This is a genomic window from Capnocytophaga leadbetteri (assembly GCF_003054025.1).
Taxonomy (GTDB): domain Bacteria; phylum Bacteroidota; class Bacteroidia; order Flavobacteriales; family Flavobacteriaceae; genus Capnocytophaga; species Capnocytophaga leadbetteri.
In genome coordinates, this window is record NZ_QBKG01000001.1 from 16,830 (window position 1) to 32,541 (window position 15,712).

General features: G+C 40.8%; 19 protein-coding genes. 1 reads left to right on the plus strand and 18 read right to left on the minus strand.

Annotated features, from left to right (window positions below):
* The first annotated feature begins 4 nt into the window (after positions 1 to 4).
* A complete protein-coding gene (locus tag C8P65_RS00090) occupies positions 5 to 376 on the plus strand; it encodes a hypothetical protein (RefSeq protein WP_107780293.1) in 372 nt (123 codons plus the stop codon).
* 165 nt (positions 377 to 541) lie between these two features.
* On the opposite strand, the gene radC is transcribed toward C8P65_RS00090, so the two are convergent.
* The 18 genes from radC to C8P65_RS00175 form a co-directional block, all read right to left on the minus strand.
* The gene (gene radC / locus C8P65_RS00095) at positions 542 to 1,222 is read right to left on the minus strand and encodes a RadC family protein (RefSeq protein ID WP_107780295.1); all 681 of its coding nucleotides are present in this window, start codon (positions 1,220 to 1,222) and stop codon (positions 542 to 544) included.
* 25 nt (positions 1,223 to 1,247) lie between these two features.
* Positions 1,248 to 2,015, minus strand: a complete 768-nt coding sequence (locus C8P65_RS00100) for a hypothetical protein (RefSeq protein WP_107780297.1) — start codon at positions 2,013 to 2,015, stop codon at positions 1,248 to 1,250.
* 6 nt (positions 2,016 to 2,021) lie between these two features.
* Positions 2,022 to 3,002, minus strand: a complete 981-nt coding sequence (locus tag C8P65_RS00105; RefSeq protein WP_107780299.1) for a bile acid:sodium symporter family protein — start codon at positions 3,000 to 3,002, stop codon at positions 2,022 to 2,024.
* A gap of 301 nt (positions 3,003 to 3,303) precedes the next feature.
* Positions 3,304 to 3,864, minus strand: coding sequence for an AAA family ATPase (locus C8P65_RS00110; RefSeq protein ID WP_107780301.1), 561 nt, complete (start codon positions 3,862 to 3,864; stop codon positions 3,304 to 3,306).
* On the minus strand, positions 3,819 to 4,487 hold the full coding sequence (gene pnuC, locus C8P65_RS00115; protein ID WP_107780303.1) for a nicotinamide riboside transporter PnuC: 669 nt from the start codon (positions 4,485 to 4,487) through the stop codon (positions 3,819 to 3,821). The genes C8P65_RS00110 and pnuC overlap by 46 nt, the downstream gene beginning before the upstream one ends.
* Before the next feature lie 10 nt (positions 4,488 to 4,497).
* Complete coding sequence (locus tag C8P65_RS00120; protein ID WP_107780305.1) at positions 4,498 to 4,758, minus strand: hypothetical protein; 261 nt, start codon at positions 4,756 to 4,758, stop codon at positions 4,498 to 4,500.
* A 67-nt stretch (positions 4,759 to 4,825) separates the two neighbouring features.
* Positions 4,826 to 6,793 (minus strand): DNA primase, encoded by a 1,968-nt coding sequence (dnaG, locus tag C8P65_RS00125; protein WP_107780307.1) that lies wholly within the window; start codon positions 6,791 to 6,793, stop codon positions 4,826 to 4,828.
* A gap of 60 nt (positions 6,794 to 6,853) precedes the next feature.
* Positions 6,854 to 8,245 carry an RtcB family protein gene (locus C8P65_RS00130; RefSeq protein ID WP_107780309.1) on the minus strand — a complete coding sequence of 464 codons (1,392 nt, stop codon included), beginning with the start codon at positions 8,243 to 8,245 and terminating at the stop codon, positions 6,854 to 6,856.
* Between the two features lie 53 nt (positions 8,246 to 8,298).
* Positions 8,299 to 8,646: a hypothetical protein gene (locus C8P65_RS00135; RefSeq protein ID WP_107780311.1), complete on the minus strand. Its 348-nt coding sequence runs from the start codon at positions 8,644 to 8,646 to the stop codon at positions 8,299 to 8,301.
* 37 nt (positions 8,647 to 8,683) lie between these two features.
* Positions 8,684 to 9,304, minus strand: coding sequence for a hypothetical protein (locus C8P65_RS00140; protein ID WP_146162902.1), 621 nt, complete (start codon positions 9,302 to 9,304; stop codon positions 8,684 to 8,686).
* A 10-nt stretch (positions 9,305 to 9,314) separates the two neighbouring features.
* Positions 9,315 to 9,869 (minus strand): 3'-5' exonuclease, encoded by a 555-nt coding sequence (locus tag C8P65_RS00145; protein ID WP_107780315.1) that lies wholly within the window; start codon positions 9,867 to 9,869, stop codon positions 9,315 to 9,317.
* 12 nt (positions 9,870 to 9,881) lie between these two features.
* Complete coding sequence (locus tag C8P65_RS00150) at positions 9,882 to 10,337, minus strand: hypothetical protein (RefSeq protein ID WP_107780317.1); 456 nt, start codon at positions 10,335 to 10,337, stop codon at positions 9,882 to 9,884.
* A 55-nt stretch (positions 10,338 to 10,392) separates the two neighbouring features.
* Positions 10,393 to 11,082 carry a peptide chain release factor H gene (gene prfH, locus C8P65_RS00155; RefSeq protein WP_107780319.1) on the minus strand — a complete coding sequence of 230 codons (690 nt, stop codon included), beginning with the start codon at positions 11,080 to 11,082 and terminating at the stop codon, positions 10,393 to 10,395.
* 12 nt (positions 11,083 to 11,094) lie between these two features.
* Positions 11,095 to 11,889 carry a hypothetical protein gene (locus C8P65_RS00160; protein ID WP_107780321.1) on the minus strand — a complete coding sequence of 265 codons (795 nt, stop codon included), beginning with the start codon at positions 11,887 to 11,889 and terminating at the stop codon, positions 11,095 to 11,097.
* Between the two features lie 688 nt (positions 11,890 to 12,577).
* Complete coding sequence (locus tag C8P65_RS12195) at positions 12,578 to 12,871, minus strand: hypothetical protein (protein WP_245887253.1); 294 nt, start codon at positions 12,869 to 12,871, stop codon at positions 12,578 to 12,580.
* A 146-nt stretch (positions 12,872 to 13,017) separates the two neighbouring features.
* Positions 13,018 to 13,515, minus strand: a complete 498-nt coding sequence (locus tag C8P65_RS12200; protein ID WP_245887255.1) for a dethiobiotin synthetase — start codon at positions 13,513 to 13,515, stop codon at positions 13,018 to 13,020.
* 4 nt (positions 13,516 to 13,519) lie between these two features.
* On the minus strand, positions 13,520 to 14,674 hold the full coding sequence (locus tag C8P65_RS00170) for a carboxypeptidase-like regulatory domain-containing protein (protein WP_107780323.1): 1,155 nt from the start codon (positions 14,672 to 14,674) through the stop codon (positions 13,520 to 13,522).
* A gap of 294 nt (positions 14,675 to 14,968) precedes the next feature.
* Positions 14,969 to 15,712, minus strand: coding sequence for a hypothetical protein (locus tag C8P65_RS00175; protein ID WP_107780325.1), 744 nt, complete (start codon positions 15,710 to 15,712; stop codon positions 14,969 to 14,971).

The following is a 15,712-nucleotide window of genomic DNA, read 5'->3' on the forward strand; positions in this document are numbered from 1 at the left end:
CTATATGGAAATCACACAAGCCCTTAAAACAGAAATTTACCACACCCTTACCGACTTTTTAGAAGCCTATAAAGCCGAAGATACCCAAGTATTAGCTGAAAAGTTTGATATTTCGGGAGAATTTTTAGAAGAAATCTATGAAATGCTTGACTTTGTAGAAGATAAAAGCGTGTTGCACCTCTTTCCTATAGAAGAAATGGATAAAGAAGAGGGAGGAGGGGTGAATTTAGAGGTGTATAACTTCAACAATGATGATACCGCTGTGGGAATAGAAGCCCACTTGTGGGATGATCAAGAATATTTTGCCATCATCAAAGGATATTACAACCTTGGTGACCAATTTCCTAAGTTTGTATTTCACTACTTTAGTTGTTAATACACCCGTTGAGGCTATCTGAAAAGTCTCAAAATCGCTTTTGCGTCGCTATACTTTTGCGAGTTATAAAAACGACATAGCAAAGATAAAATAACACTATATGGAAATCACACAAGCCCTTAAAACAGAAATTTACCATTTAAATCACCTCCAAAATTTCTAAGTTTAAAGCATAATTCCGTTTTCTACTAAACTTTCATAGGCTTTCTCGGTGATAATTACGTGGTCTAATAGTTTGATGTCTAAGGTTTCGGCTGCTGTTTTTACTCTCTGGGTTAGCTGTATATCGTCGTGGCTGGGCTCGGTGCTTCCCGAAGGGTGATTGTGTACTAAAATAATTGCGACGGCACCTTGCTCTAAGGCGTTTTTGAAGAGAAGCCTTATATCGACGGTAGTATGCGTGATGCCTCCTGAAGAAAGTCGGCATTTGTGAATGACGCGATTGGCACTGTTGAGGTATAGCACCCAAAACTCTTCGTGAGGGAGGTCGCCAATAAGGGGTTGCATTAAGGTGAAGATGTTATGAGGGGCTTCGATTTTAGGTTGTGGCTCAGGTGTTTCGGCAGCACGCCTACGTCCGATTTCGGTGGCGGCGAGAATTGTGATTGCTTTGGCTGTTCCGATGCCTTTGAAGGCGGTGAGTTGTGCGAGGGTTTGTTTGCCCAAAGTGGTTAGGCTATTGCCTACTGAAGCCAATATGCGTCTGCTTAAAGCAACGGCACTTTCATTGGCAGCCCCTGAGCCAATGAGAATGGCTAAAAGTTCGGCATTGCTTAATGCGGTTTTGCCTTGCGCCATCATCTTTTCGCGAGGTTTATCGGTGTCTTCCCAGTTTTTAATCGTCATAATTTAGTGCTTTGGGTTGGGGGTGTTAATAATACTCTATGATTCTCTTTATTGTGGTTGTGAGTTTGCCGTCTTCGTATTCCTTGACGAGAGTGGCACTGCCTTGGGCATCGTATTCATACTCGTAAGTGGTAGTAACTGAATAAGTAGCATACTTCCGTTCACGTTTTTCTAAATAGTCCTTGCTGTTGTAGGTACATATAGAGGTTAAAAAAAGCTCATTTTCGCTGCCTATGTAAAACTCTCCTTTAATGACTTGTCCTTTTTTGTTATGGGTTAGTACGTTTTTCTGCTTACTTCCGTCCTTGTGTTCAATATTTATTTCTCTCTTGAGATTCTTATGGTCATAAGTGGAGTTCATTACAATCTTTTCGTCCTCTTTTTTATAAACATCTGTTCGGGTAAGCTCTAAGCCTTCCGGGTTTAGCTTACTTATGCTTTGGTATAGGATGTCTCCATCGCTGTTGTAAGCGGTTGTTTTTACTTCGTAGGCAGTGCGAGTAACGTAGATTTTTCTGGGTGTCTGTTCGTCCTCGTCATCATTAGGGGGAGTTAAGCGAACCGCTTCGGTATAATAGCCTTTTTCATCAAAAATATACAGCATTGAATCAGAGGCTTTGGTCATCTCTTCAAAAAACACTCTATCAACATTACCGTAGTAATAGGTCAGTTCGAGCATTTGTTTTACCTTGCCGTGCAATTGGTTGTCGTCTAAATCTGTAGCGGGTTTAATGCGTGTTTGGCAGCCTACAATGGCTATTAAGGTGGTTAAGATGATTAGTGCTTTCCTCATAGTTTGTTAGGGTTTGCTTTGTGTTGTTGATAATTTATTTGCCAGCCAGCTTACGTAGAACAACTGAAAGCTGTGATATAGCATTATGGGTAATAGAAACATTACCTTATTATCGTCAGGGATACCTAATACCATCATAAACAAGCTGCCGTGTACTAAAGATTTCTTAGAGCCGCAGAAGGTGGTGGTGATAGTATCTTCGCGGTTGAAGCCTAAGCGCTTAGCTGCCCAGCCTAATACGTGATAGACAATAAAGAACAGTCCTACTGATGCCCCTGCGATAATAAGAAACGTTACGGCAGGTACGCTGCTGAAGACTTCGTTTACAAAAGCAGTTGAAAAACTCTCATAGACGATTAGTAAGATGATAAGTCGGTCGAACTTGCCGATGAGTTTTCCGTAACGGGTAATGAACTTACGGCATAAGGGGTTTAGAAGCAAACCTAATACGATAGGTAAAAGTACTTTTAGCAATAGTTGTTGGATGATAGAGGCTTGGTCGACTGTACTGTTGCTGCTGTTATCCATAAAGGGCTGCATTAGCATAGGAGTGGCAAAGATACCAATAAGTCCTGATATAGAGGCGTTGAAGATAGCTGAAGGTACATTGCCTTTTGCGATAGAGACCATCACTACTGACGATGATACGGTAGAGGGCAGGCAAGCGAGGAAGTATATGGAAAACCATAGGAGGTAGAAAGTAGTACCTTTTGCCAGCGGATAGAAGGCAATGACCAAAAGGGGGAAAAGCACAAAGGTAGCCAGCTGCACCAATAGGTGTAGTTTCCAGTTTTTGATGTCGTTTACTACCTCGCGGATATTGAGTTTAAGACCATAGAGGAGGAAGATAATCACTATACCCCAATCAATAAAAGTACCTAAATTGAAGTAGGCGTTGTAGCTTTCGCGATAAGGGATGAGTTTGCCCAACAGTACCATTAGTACTAAGAGCCAAAGGAAGGCGTTTTTGCTAAAAATTTTGTTCATTTTCTTTTGTATTACTAACCATTAGTTGCTTATTGTGATTTAATAGCGCAAAAATATAAAAAACTTTTGAAGAAACTATAAAAAAATCAGAGAAAGAAGCAGAAGGGTGTGTATGATTGTGGGACCCCTTCTGCTATTCTCTGAAATATTGCCCGACTTCCTGAGGAGAATAGAATAGATGAAAGAGAAGGAAAGCCGGGACTTTTAGAAAAGCAAATATCTTGTGTATTTTCGGGGGCAAAGATAAGCATTTTACCCCCCCCTATATGTTAAAGCTATGTTAAATTTTAACGCAATGCTGTTAAAATTTTTGATAGCTGTCTAAAAAATGTACTACTTGTTGTTGGCGTGTGTGTAAGTCGCCTTTGAGGATAATATAACTAATGTGGTGTAGGTCAAGCATTTGTTGGAAGAAAGCAAATACTTCATCGCGTTCGTTGGGTTTATCGCGTAGGTCATCGGCTACCCAAGGTACATCGATGTAGGTTAGGAAGATAAAATCGTAATGGTGAGAGAGGGCTGCCTGCTCTATACAAGGGTCGCAATAACCGTAGTACAGATAAGAGTAAATCATCAGCTCCAGCAGACAGGTGTCGCAGAAGAGGAAGCGATGGGCTTGAGCAGCGAGCTCGTTTTCGGTGCGCATCTGTCCTTCGGCTATAGGCAGTACATCGTCAGGGGTGCAAGTAAGTCGCTGCTCGTCCCACTTGTGTTGCAGATAGGTGCGCATATACTCCTCTACATATAGGGTATGGTAGTGTTGCGCCAATAGCGCGCTTAGGGTAGTTTTGCCTGTGCTTTCAGGGCCTATAAAGGCTACTTTTGTGAGGGGACTGGGGTGTTGCGCAAGTGTCGTTTCCATTCTATATAACCCATAATAGCAATAATGGTGAATAAAAGGTATTGGAATGAAGTAAAGAGCATTCCTTTTTTGAGGTATAGGGGTACAGAGATAAAGTCGCCTACAATCCAGAAAATCCAGTTTTCAATTTTGCGTTTTGCCATTAGCCACATACCCACTAAGAAGATAGCAGTGGTGAATACATCAACGTATTCGGTAGGTAAGAAGTGTTCAAAACCTAATGCTACGCCTTCCATAGAGAAGTTGTTTTGTATAAAAGGCTTGAAGTAATAGACTGTAGTAACGAAAGTGAGGCTGAAGAGCCCTAAGCCAGCACAGATATACCAATCGCGAGAAGTAGTGCGACTGATAGTAATAACGTTGTTATGAGCGTTTTTAGCCCATAGTACCCACCCGTAGATACTCATTGCGGTATAATAAGCGTTGATAAGCATATCACCCCACAGCACATAGTGCCAAAGCAGATAGACAAAGAGTATAGTGCTGATGATACCTGTAGGGTACACCCATATATTCCCTTTTTTAGCAAACCAAACGCTTAAGAAGCCGAAAAAGACTCCGATAATCTCTAAGATTACCAAGTGAGTTTCTACCCCTTGGTATTGAGCAAATAAATCAGTCATCGGTAGTTAGTTAAGAGAAAGGAACGTAGTCGTGGCGGTCAGACTTTACTATTTTCACGTACATAAGTCCGTGTTCTACCAAATCAAGAGCTTCTTCTATTTCGGTAGTGAGGAGGCTCATCACTTGGGTGTAATCGCCGTAGACTTGGGTGCTTAGCGGATTTTCTTTGATAATAAGTCCTGAGGCACGTAGTTTTCTGATGAAGTGCTGAATAGGTTTTTCAAAATCGTCTTGCAACGGACTAAAGGTTAGTTCTACAGATATTTTCATAATGGTTATTAGTTTTTGTTTACGTGCCGCAAATGTAAGAACTTTTTCTTAAAACACAAGATACTCCTTAATAATTTACTACCACATTTAAGCGTTTGGCTAATAGCTTCTGTAGCTGTAAGTAGCTCTTTACGGTTTCTAAGAGTTCTCGTTTCTCCTCTTCTTCTGCTGAAGCAAATTGCGCTTGTATCTCCTGAATAAGGTGGCGCACTAATAGGGTGCGAATGTTTAAGATGATATCGCCTACCATCGCGTTGATGTGCGCATCTTTGTCTTTAGCGATGATGTCACGCCGCTCCCAGTCGTCTAAATGGCGGTTTTCATCTTCCATTATTAGGTCTGATACTTTTTCTGATAGGTCAATAGGCAGTTCGTTAGCTATTCTATCTATGTTGTACTCAGGGTCTTCGTTTAGCTTCTGCATCAGCAGCTGGTATATTTGCTTAAAATCGGGATTGGCAAGCTCTATTTCGTCTTCTTGCAATTCTAAGAATACTTTCTCGTATACCTTTAGGGTCTGCTGTACTTGCTTTTCCTTTAGGTTGCCTTCTTCGTCTTGCTCGAGTATGGTATCGATAAACTCACACTCGCGATTAGCGTATAGCAACAGCGTTTTGATAAGGTCGTGCTCAAGGGTTTCGAGTTTGTTGATGCCGCGCTGCTCTACCGCTTCGGGCGTTCTGTTTACCTGCATAGTAGGCTGCTTGCGCTCTACTTTTTGCCCTTCGTAAAGGTCTTTTTTGAGCATTTGCGAAAGGGTACTAAAGAGCACCTCTTCCGAAATGTCCATTATCACAGCACACTCGCGCACATACACTTCGCGTTTGATAGCATCGGGTATTTTGGCGATGCTGTTTATCATATCGCGTATGGTTTCGGCTTTTTTGATAGGGTCGTCTTGCGCCTCTTGCATCAGTAGAGAGGCTTTGAAGCGTATAAAGTCGGTAGCGTGGTCTTGCAGATATATCACAAGGTCTTCGTACGCGGTCTTGCGCGCAAAGCTATCAGGGTCTTCGCCATCGGGGAAGGTGCAGACCTTTACGTTCATACCTTGTTCAAGAATAAGGTCTATACCGCGAATAGAAGCACGCAACCCTGCGGCATCGCCATCGTATAGCACCGTGATGTTAGGGGTTAGGCGGTGTATAAGCCTTATTTGGTCGGGGGTAAGAGCAGTACCGCTCGAGGCTACCACGTTTTCAATACCTTTCTGGTGCAGCTGTATCACATCGGTATACCCCTCTACAAGGTAGCAGTTATCAGCCTTAGCAATCGCCTGCTTGGCAAAGAAAATACCATACAACACTTTGCTCTTGTGATAAATATCACTCTCGGGCGAGTTGAGGTATTTAGCCTGTTTTTTGTCGTTAGTAAGGATACGCCCCCCAAACCCGAGCACGCGCCCGCTCATAGAGTGTATGGGGAACATCACCCTGCCTTTGAAGCGGTCGAACTTGCGGTCGCCATTAACAATCGTAAGTCCTGTTTTCTCTAAATAAGGCAGTTGATAACCTTTGGCAAGGGCAGCATCAGTAAAGGCTGTCCATTCATCGGGCGAAAAACCCAAACAGAACTTTTTGATAGTATCATCGGTAAAGCCGCGCTCTTTGAAATAAGAAAGTCCGATGGCTTTGCCTGCCTCAGTGTTGAGCAGCGAGTCTTGAAAAAACTGCTGTGCATACTCCGACACTATGTAGAGGCTTTCGCGCTCATCGGCTTTCTCTTTTTCTTCTGTAGATGGTTGGCTTTCTTCAATCTCAATGTGATATTTCTTAGCCAGATAGCGAATGGCTTCGGGGTAGGTAAAATGCTCGTGCTCCATTAAGAAAGCGATAGCATTACCCCCCTTGCCACTGCTGAAGTCTTTCCAAATCTGCTTCACTGGCGAGACCATAAAGCTGGGCGTCCGTTCGTTAGAAAACGGACTTAAGCCTTTGTAGTTAGAGCCGGCGCGTTTGAGTTGTACAAAGTCGCCGATGACCTCTTCTACTCGCATCTGGTCATATACTTTATCGATAGTGTTTTTGGTAATCACGTTTGTTTTTGACTAAGAAAGTTAGGCAAAAGTACTATTTTATGTTGAGATACACAAAAATTACTTATCCATACGCACAATGCGAGGCTGAAAGCGCCCTATTACCTCTACCAAATCTGTTTGCGATTGCATTACCGCCTCGATGTTTTTATACGCCATAGGGGCTTCTTCGGCATTGCCCCCGATAAGGGTAATATCTTTGGCTTTCAGTACTTTCTTAATGTCTGAACTGGTAAAGCGATTTCTGCTCTCATTGCGCGAGAAGGCACGCCCAGCCCCGTGAGAGGCTGAAGCAAAACTCTCAACATTGCCCTTGCCTCGCACTATGTAGCCAGCATCGGTCATCGAGGCAGGGATAATACCCAATACCCCTTCGCCAGCAGGAGTCGCTCCTTTGCGATGCACTACCACCTCTTTGCCATCGTGAATTTCTTTCCACGCAAAGTTATGATGGTTCTCAATACGCGCCCTCAATCGTCCGCCTACTGCGCGAATAAGTCGGCGGTGAATATCATCGTGACAAGCCGAAGCGTAATCGCCTGCAAGGTTCATAGCCGTCCAATACTCTAACCCTAAGTGAGTGCTGAGGTCGAGCCACGCAAACTGCTGAGCTTCTTTGGGTAGCGGACATTGTTCGGCAGCCACGCGCACGTAATACTGCGCTATCTCTGCTCCGAACCCGCGCGACCCGCTATGCGAAAGGATACCCAAGTATTTACCTTTAGGTACCCCTATTTGTGGGTCGTCTTCTAAAAGTTCTACCTCGCCAAACTCTACAAAGTGGTTGCCACTGCCCGAAGTACCCATCTGCTTGATAGCTTTGTCCTTCAATCGTTTGAGGATAGGGATAAGCGAAAAAGTATCGCGGTCGAAAATCTCGTGGTCTATGTGTGATTTGTGGGTTTCGTACATACCAAACTTCGTATGCTCGGCAAGGGCTTTCTCGTACTTATCGCGTGCCCCCGAGAGGTACGACACAGGTATATCCAAGATACTGAGGCACATACGGCAACCGATGTCCAAGCCTACCCCATAAGGAATGACCGCATTCTCTACTGCCAACACGCCCCCTATAGGCAGCCCATAGCCACTATGGGCATCGGGCATCAGGGCACCACCAACCGAAATAGGGAGTTTCAGAGCCGTATAGAGTTGCGTTTTTGCCTCTTCGGTGATGTCTTCGCCAAAGATGTGATAAGGCGCGCGTGTAGCGTTGAGCTGTCGTTTTTCGGTTTTGGTAGACGAAAGCAGCGCTTCGGCTATCTGACCAAAAGTAAGGTGCCCTTCGTACTGTGCAGGATTTTTTAGAATATCCTCAAGTACCGACTTTACATACGCTAAGTTTTTAGTAGCGTAATTGCGTTTCATCACTTCCAACGCTACATTAATAGATTGATTATTCGGGAAACCTAACTTCAGTAGGTCTTTCCCCTTGAGTTTTAAATTTGCCATAATAATTTGTTGATTTGTCAATTAGCAAATTAGTAAATAGGTAGTAATATTACTTATTGGCTCATTTTCAAATTTGCTAATTTTTCTTTCCATTTTGGATAATCAAAGACAAAGGTATATTGCTTCCCTACTTCTTTCTCTAAAAGTTCTGCTGAGATGAGTACACGATTTACAAATATATACTCACTTACGGTATCTTTGAAATCGGATTCAGGAGGGTAATTGTCATTGAAAATCTCTTGATATAAGTTGTTGAGTTCCTCTAATTCTTCTTTTAGATACGGATTGATATCCAAATCTGCAATCTCCACATTGTGAGGGATAGGATTCTTCACGTTTTCCTCTATCCAAATAGGGGAACAAAAGAACTCAAATTGGTATTTAAATTCAAACTTTTTCATAAAACAGTTGTTTATTGTAAGCCCTTGACAACTAAAATTAATGAATCAAATCTGTTAAGGTATAATCTGTTTTCAGTATATCACCATCTTCTATCTCAAATATATAAAGTGAACTATTGTTCTGACTATCTACAAACAAAAGGCGTTCATTCTCATACCCTATGGAAAGGCTTTGTGACAATCTTTCTAAGGAGAAAGCACCTTCTTCGTAGCCGACCTCTTGTAGGGTAGTAGCATAAGCCTTTAGCTGAGTAATGATAGTACATCGATGCTTGTCAATAGTTATCTCTTTGCAAAGTTCTTCCAATGAATACAACATAAATGGTGCTTCCTCTGAAAAGACAGGAAAATAAACAGTCTCTTTCTGTGCTTTTAGATAGTTTATATATTCTTGGGATAAAGATTTAACTTCCTTATTCCGAAGCAATAACCTTAGACTTTTAGGGCTACTTGTATGATTTTCCTTACTTTGAGATAGTGCAGAAGGCGATATCCATTGCATAGGATTAAAATCAAACATAGCCGTACAATGAGGACAATGTAAAAACATAAACTGCATTTGCTTCCCGATAGCTTCCTTCAAAAAATTAAAGCCATAATCAGAAAGTGTTTCCGGCAGGAAGGTTCTGTTACAATTAGGGCAGGTAAGTTCTTTCATTATATTGCTTTTAATTTAGTTCCATAGGGTTAGTTATTAACTTATACATTATCTTAGCGATGTTATAAGCATCGTCTTTGCCTCGGTGGTGGGTTCCTACAAGGGGTATTTTGAGATAGTTCAATGCCTGATGCATTCCCAATCGCTTTGGGTGCTGGGTTACCTCTTGGAAGAGTTCCTTTACATTGATATGCTCATTGCGCATTGGGTAAGGTAGTTTCCTAAGTGCACATTGCTTTTGGAGCATATTTTTATCGTAATTCCCATAACTCGCCCAAGTGTATTGATAGGCTTGGTATTCCTTTTTAAGGATTTGCAAGGCTTCTTCAAAACTCACGCCTTCCCGTGCTACGAGTTCGGGGGTAAGGGTGGTAAGTTGGGTACAAAAAGGACTGATTTTGGAATGTGTAGGCTTTACCAAAATACCTCTGTTATCGCTAATCTCACCCGTGAGGGTATCGAGCAGGCAAATGCCTATTTCTATTATTTCGCTGACTTCTCCTTTTGGGGGTATTCCCTCCCAACAAGTCGCTTCTAAGTCTATAATAATGATTTTATTTGTCATTGTTTTAATTCTTTAATGTGGAAAAGTATAATTGCCGTGGAGTTCATCTATCCACACCACTTCTCCATCTTCAAAACAAATTTCTACTTCCAAAGGGAATTCACTATCCTCTCTATCCCAATTGGTAAAAGCTCCTACATAAACAATGTTTTTAGAGGTTTTACACTGACTGGGGATAGCTACAAACTCAAAATCAAGCTCAAAATGGTGTTCATTCTTTCGCTCCAGCTCTCCTTTGTTAACTAGCTCTTCGTAAAAGTCCCGCAATTGCTCTTTGAGTTGTTCCCAATAGGAACTGTGATAAAAGAACTGTTCAAAGGCAACTTCTTGCTTAGGCGAAAAGAAACCTGCTTCTCCTGCTTCATTATATATCCATATAGGCAGTGTTACACCCAAACTCGGAATCAATATATCGCTAATCGTAGAGGATATACCCTCTTCTTTTTCAAAAATAATTGTTCTGATCATATTGTTTTTAGTTTTTACTCAACTTCGCCAAAGGTCGTAGCGATACAATCATTTGCTAATCGACTAATTTAACCTCTCTCTTAGCAGCAGCGCGTTCCTTCTTATAACTCTTTTCTACATAAGTGCTTTTGAAGTCAGAGCCATTAAAGGTGCGTGTAGGATTGCCCCGCTGCACTTGGGTGTGATTGTTCCAATGACTCTGCGCTTGCTCGGCAAGTTGCTGAAGCTCTATTTCGGCGAGTTTTTCCTTCAGACGGTTGAGGGCGAGCTTCTTATTGTCGAGTTGCGAACGCGAATCTTGTGCAAATACGCTTACCCCAGTAGGCAGGTGGGTAGCGCGTACTGCCGAATTCACCTTGTTCACATTCTGTCCGCCATTGCCTTGCGAGCGAGTAGTTTGGAACTGTACATCTCGTTCCGAGAAAGGCTGGTGCTGCAGTTGGTCGAGGACAAAAACGCCTATATACCAATTGCTGCGCTGATGGAATTTGCGAAAGGTGCTCTTGCCAACCCAACAAACCGTACCGAGCCAACTTTTTAGGAAAGCCGATAGCTCCTTGCCTTTAAGTTGCACAGTAACCGATTTTATAGTCAGATTAGCATCGCCTTCCTCTCGGCTGACGATAGTATAGTCAATGCCCTTTTGAGTAGCCTCTTGCAAAAAGACTTTCAGTACTTTGGCTACTACCCATTGGCATTCTAAAGGGCCACGCCCTGCAGTGATTTGTATGATTTTTTCTTCCATTTTTTCTTTTGTTTATAATTGCACATACGGCTTGCACTCTAAAAGCATCTCCCCAATTTCGATTGCTGAGGTGTGATACTTAAGGGCTGTGATTTCTTTCAGCGGGGTGCGTTTGTACTTTTCCTTAGGCGTATAGCGCTTTTGGTATTGATTCCACGAATAACTGCCTCCATAGATTTTGCTATGGATAATCCCCCAGTTCTTATGGTCATTTATGATCTTATCAAGCTCGGCGAGTTCTCGTTCTATGGCTATATCTACCGGACGGTAATGCGTAATCATATTAGGCTTTACACGCAATTCAAAACGCCACGCCTCGGTAAACTCGTAATGGATTTCAAAACGGTCTTTTTGCCGATTGAAACACTCTATTTTTGCAAAATAGGCGCGTTCTTTTTGGGTGAATTTTCCCCTTTCAAGGGCTCTTTCCCATTCCCATTGACTAAAAGTGTACAATTCCTGTTTGCGAGCTATATAGACACGCTTGCCACGACGCTTTTTCTTCTTCTGGAACTTGCGTGTATCGGCATATTGATAGGTGTTGATTTTCTCCAAAAGTGTCGCGAAAAAGTCGGCTTGCTTGCCTTGTCGCACATCTTCCCTCAGTACAAAGAAACGCACATAGCCCTTTTGGTAGGGTTTTTCGAGTGGCACAAGCGGCAGTTCACGGCGTTGTTTAAAGAGTACTTTTTGGCGTTTGATACATTCGCGCAAATACTTCTCGTGGTCTTCTCGAGCAATGCGCTTGCGAGAACGCAAATTGCGGAGGCCAGAAACGCCTTTGGGGGTAATATATAGATTTCCCATTTTTCAATTAACAATTGATAATTAATAATTAACAAATCGCTTCGGGAAAATCTCCCTCTCCTTGGGAGAAGCCAGCGAGGGCTCACAGCTGGGTATGTGGTAACGAGGTGAGGAAAAACAAAAAGCCCGAAGCGGGTGCTTCGGGCTCTTCTATATTTTATACTATTATTCTAATCAAGCGGATACGCCACGAAGCGTTACCTTGTGCAAAGGTAATACAGATGCGATATGTAACTTGATGTAGGTCATTTCTTCGTGTGTATTTATAAGGTTAAACAATGATTTGTTTTATAATTCGGCGGCAAAGGTACTACTATTTTCTCAATTAGCAAGAAAAAAAGAAGAATTATTTTTTAAATAGTGTTGTTCCCTAAATAGTTAAACATAAATTTATAAGCTATATTTCTGTTGGCTTGTTCTGAAAGTTCTTTTATAAGCTTATCTTTTTCAGCATTGGTTAGTTTTTTTTAGCTTCTTTTTTAGCGGGTTTAGCTGTTTTTGTAATTAATGTCTGCATAGTATTTTAGTTTTTATGGTTACAAAGGTAATAATAAAATCTGAACAAACAAAGCTTAACGATAAAAAACTCATACTTCAATAGCCCTTTGCCCCTCTGCTACATAGCCTGTAGCCAAACGGTATTTAAACATAAATGCCGTGAGAAACGGATACAATTCACTGGGTATTGTTATCGTAGTACGCTTCGAGTGCCCCATTTGTTTTCGTTGAAATACTGTTGCTTTTGCTGTAGAGGTGTTAGGTTGTGCTTGGGGAGTATCCACGTTTCAATGCCCCCATTCACACAACTTCTACTATTGATAGCCGTATCAATAGCTTTTTGACAGTGTTTAGCAATCTCATCTTTTTTGCCAATATGAATAAAGAACTGCATTATTTGCGCCAAATCGTCAATATCAGGAGCTATTTCTTGTACGGTGGGAAAGTATTGCCAAGCGCCTACTTCGGGATTGATACGCTCCATAAAGTAGTGGTATTCCTCCTCAAAGAAAGATGTAATGGGCAACCGGTATCTTTGAGCAATAGTGTACGAGCAATCGTCTAATAGTGCACGCTGGAAAGTATCGGAAGTATGTACCTGACAAGTGTTCTCAAAGCCTTCGGCATTACCTATACATCGTCATAGAGCTGAAACCCTACTGAAAAATAGCGATGTGACAATAATAATTTTTCGTACACAGTCTTGTTTTGAGTGTTGCTTTGTACCCAAAGGCTATCTATAGCTATTTTGCCAAAAGCCGACTTATCATCTGCTAAGCTACTGTATTGTTCAAATGATACTTCAGGGGTAGTAAGCAGGCGTTTTTCGGTTTGTATAGCCTTAAAGTACTCCGCTTTACGCTGTTGCCATAGTTCCCAAAAAGGCGATTTATAACCGTAAATACTTGTGAGAATTTTAATTGTTTGCTCTTGCAAGGCAAGCATTTCCACCAATGCTTTTGTATCACCTTCATCTACTAAGGCGTCTAAACAAAGCACTGCATTGTAATAGGTATAACCCGCTTTGCAGAGCAAATGTAAGGTTTCAGCACTTACAGTAGGAAAATAAGTGTGAAACAAAGTGGGGTAATGCTTGTAAAATTCTGGAGATTTCTCAGTGGTAGGCATAAGGCTATTGGTTTATAAATTCTTGCTCTTCTTTGGTAAGTAAAAACTTGGCTTCGCCTTGTTTGTGAGGGGTAATGTATTCGTGGAAAGACTTTTGAATATCTATTCTATCCTCTTTTTTAATATATTTGTTCTCTACTCCTGTACGCAAAAAACTATGCTCCAAAAAGAGTTTATCTCTTTTCCCTTTGTATTCAATAGCTCCTATGAGTCTTACGTAATAAGAACTAAACAGTAGTTTGCCTTTATAGTCAGTTAAAGTAAGTTCCAAGCGATAATTATCTGTAATAGACTTATAAGAAGTTTTAGTTTTATCAGAAATTTTATCCTTCATACCTCGATGTATGTCGTTAAAAATAACTTTTCTCACAGCATTGGTAGTATTGTCAAACACCAATACCGAGTTTTCAAGTTTTAGATTTAGCTTTTTATTGATCACAATATCAGCATTAAATGTTACTTTAGTAACATCTTTACTTTTCTCTACTTTTTTAATTTCAATATTTTCACCAAACTGATTTATAAATGACAAATAAGTGTTCACAAAAAGATACATAAACATTGGTGTTCTTTCTAAGTGAACAGAACGAGCCACTACTTCATCTTCACTTAACATTTTAGAGTAGTCAATATTCTTAAGTTGGATTTGTAATAGTTTTTCTAAAGGTTGGTTAAAAGAAGCATAACGATAACTCTTGCTCCACCAACTTAACTGCACTTGGTAGAGCCTTGTCAAGGTGTCATTTCTTATAAATTTTTCTCGGTAGGTACACTCTAATATCTTAGCCTTAGTATCATACAATTTGAAGTAATTATCTAAAACATACTTCACTTTCTTCTTCAAATCAAAATTATATAGTACTACTTCGTCAAGTTGTATTTCCTGAGGATTGAGATAAAGGGTTGCTTTAGCAAAGGTTTTATCTGTAAAAATCTTTTTAGTTGCATAGCCTATATGACTTAAGGTAAGCGTATCATTTTCTACAGTAATGCGTAACTTACCTTCATCATTGGTAATAGTGCCGTTGAGAGAGCGTGTGTAATAGGCTTCAACGTTGGGAATGGGCTGCTTTGTAGAGGCATCCAGCAGGGTGAGTTCAGCTACTTGGGCGTGTAAGGCTGTGGCTGTGAATAATAGGATAAAAAGTAATAGTTTCATTCTAATTTGGGCAAGGCATCGGTTACTTCCTTTTTATAGCACAAAGATAAAGAAAAGTATTTTAAAGTAACCAAAAGAAAAATACAGTTTAACTCAAATTTAACAGTAAATTCTTTGTAAAATAAACAATTATAAAGGTATAAGCTACTAAAATTTTTAAAACTCTTAATTTTTTGAAGAAATGATATATTTGGGAGGTATTTTTTAACAATTTAGCAAAGATAGTGTAAAAACGCTACTTGTCTAATGATAAAATAGGGAATATTTTTACGAAAAAAATCAACGTAAAAAATACTAAATTGAATTTAGAATACCCCTTTGCCCCTCTGCTACATAACCTGTAGCCAAACGATATTTAAACATAAATGCCGTGAGAAACGGATACAATTCACCGGGTATTGTTAGGGTAGTGCGCTGCGAGTACTCTATGAGCACCGTTATATTGTTGTATTTGTCTTTTGAAATAGCACTGACGTTCGTAATGCTGGTTACCGGTACTTCAATGATATGCGTTAGCTTAAAGAGGTATAGCTTCTCTTGGCATAGTACAAATGGTGGCAAGAGGTATAACAATCTCGATACCTGTTTCACCTTTTCCAAATAGGCAAAATCTTCTTCGCTCATTTCTGCCAAAAGCAGTTGTTGCGCTTGCGTAGTCCTATTGATAGTGTAGTATAAATAATAGAAAATTATTAGCAAATAGGGGACAAATGTGATAATAGACGTTAACAATATATAACCAAAAAGCGAGTAGGGTACGCTATCCATTTGGCGTATCACCTCAAAATCGACGCACAGCCCAATAAACAGAAAAGGGATTAACGAAAAGATAATCGCTACGGTTGTAAATAGATACTTCAGAATTCTCTTCCGCTTAGTTAGGTATAGCTGTCGCGCCTCAGGTAGGGGAGAAGGAGGACAATAGCTCTCTAAACGCTTTTCAAAATCGTTTTGATGGGTTTTTAAATACCATTTAAGAGCGTAAAATACGCCTGCTGCTACGGTGAGTTCTGCAATAAAATAGAAAATCTGCTCCAT

Bases quoted from the DNA above. Each gene is read 5' to 3' on its own strand.
- C8P65_RS00090 (WP_107780293.1), top strand. From the start codon at position 5: ATGGAAATCACACAAGCCCTTAAAACAGAAATTTACCACACCCTTACC.
- radC (WP_107780295.1), bottom strand. From the start codon at position 1,222: ATGACGATTAAAAACTGGGAAGACACCGATAAACCTCGCGAAAAGATG.
- C8P65_RS00100 (WP_107780297.1), bottom strand. From the start codon at position 2,015: ATGAGGAAAGCACTAATCATCTTAACCACCTTAATAGCCATTGTAGGC.
- C8P65_RS00105 (WP_107780299.1), bottom strand. From the start codon at position 3,002: ATGAACAAAATTTTTAGCAAAAACGCCTTCCTTTGGCTCTTAGTACTA.
- C8P65_RS00110 (WP_107780301.1), bottom strand. From the start codon at position 3,864: ATGGAAACGACACTTGCGCAACACCCCAGTCCCCTCACAAAAGTAGCC.
- pnuC (WP_107780303.1), bottom strand. From the start codon at position 4,487: ATGACTGATTTATTTGCTCAATACCAAGGGGTAGAAACTCACTTGGTA.
- C8P65_RS00120 (WP_107780305.1), bottom strand. From the start codon at position 4,758: ATGAAAATATCTGTAGAACTAACCTTTAGTCCGTTGCAAGACGATTTT.
- C8P65_RS00130 (WP_107780309.1), bottom strand. From the start codon at position 8,245: ATGGCAAATTTAAAACTCAAGGGGAAAGACCTACTGAAGTTAGGTTTC.
- C8P65_RS00135 (WP_107780311.1), bottom strand. From the start codon at position 8,646: ATGAAAAAGTTTGAATTTAAATACCAATTTGAGTTCTTTTGTTCCCCT.
- C8P65_RS00140 (WP_146162902.1), bottom strand. From the start codon at position 9,304: ATGAAAGAACTTACCTGCCCTAATTGTAACAGAACCTTCCTGCCGGAA.
- C8P65_RS00145 (WP_107780315.1), bottom strand. From the start codon at position 9,869: ATGACAAATAAAATCATTATTATAGACTTAGAAGCGACTTGTTGGGAG.
- C8P65_RS00150 (WP_107780317.1), bottom strand. From the start codon at position 10,337: ATGATCAGAACAATTATTTTTGAAAAAGAAGAGGGTATATCCTCTACG.
- prfH (WP_107780319.1), bottom strand. From the start codon at position 11,082: ATGGAAGAAAAAATCATACAAATCACTGCAGGGCGTGGCCCTTTAGAA.
- C8P65_RS00160 (WP_107780321.1), bottom strand. From the start codon at position 11,889: ATGGGAAATCTATATATTACCCCCAAAGGCGTTTCTGGCCTCCGCAAT.
- C8P65_RS12195 (WP_245887253.1), bottom strand. From the start codon at position 12,871: ATGGAGCGTATCAATCCCGAAGTAGGCGCTTGGCAATACTTTCCCACC.
- C8P65_RS12200 (WP_245887255.1), bottom strand. From the start codon at position 13,515: ATGCCTACCACTGAGAAATCTCCAGAATTTTACAAGCATTACCCCACT.
- C8P65_RS00170 (WP_107780323.1), bottom strand. From the start codon at position 14,674: ATGAAACTATTACTTTTTATCCTATTATTCACAGCCACAGCCTTACAC.
- C8P65_RS00175 (WP_107780325.1), bottom strand. From the start codon at position 15,712: ATGGAGCAGATTTTCTATTTTATTGCAGAACTCACCGTAGCAGCAGGC.